1 pseudogene is annotated in these 772 nt (G+C 48.3%); it reads left to right on the forward strand.

The features are described 5' to 3' along the window. Nucleotides 1–772 (forward strand): annotated as a pseudogene (locus R8N47_RS24720) (DNA mismatch repair protein MutS); the annotation flags it as partial.

Consider the following 772-nt stretch of genomic DNA (forward strand, 5'->3'; position numbering starts at 1 on the left):
ATGCTGCTACGCGTCGCAATCTAGAAATCACCAAAAATTTAGCTGGCGGCACGGACAATACACTCGCCGCAGTTCTCGACCATTGCTCAACCCCGATGGGCAGCCGCATGTTAAAGCGTTGGCTGCATCAACCGATGCGTTGTATTGATACGCTAAACAACCGCTTGGATGCGATTGGTGAAATTAAAGATCAAGGCTTATTTACCGATCTTCAGCCAACTTTAAAACAGATTGGCGATATTGAACGTATCTTAGCGCGTCTTGCTCTACGTTCTGCTCGTCCACGTGATATGGCTCGCCTACGCCATGCCATGCAGCAACTTCCTGAACTAGAATCGCTCACTGCATCCTTAACTCATCCATACCTAGTGAAGTTGGCTCAATATGCTGCGCCAATAGATGAGGTATGTGAGCTTCTTGAACGTGCTATCAAAGAAAACCCGCCGGTAGTGATCCGCGATGGTGGTGTGATTGCAGAAGGCTATAACGAAGAATTGGATGAGTGGCGCAAGCTCGCTGATGGTGCAACCGAGTATCTAGAAAAGCTCGAAGCGGACGAACGCGAGCGTCATGGCATCGATACGCTGAAAGTTGGCTACAACGCTGTACATGGGTTCTTCATTCAGGTAAGCCGTGGCCAAAGCCATTTGGTACCGCCACATTACGTGCGTCGCCAAACTCTGAAAAATGCCGAGCGCTACATTATTCCTGAGCTTAAAGAGCATGAAGACAAAGTTCTGAACTCAAAATCAAAAGCACTCGCACTAGAGAA

The organism is Vibrio sp. 2132-1, from assembly GCF_033344315.1.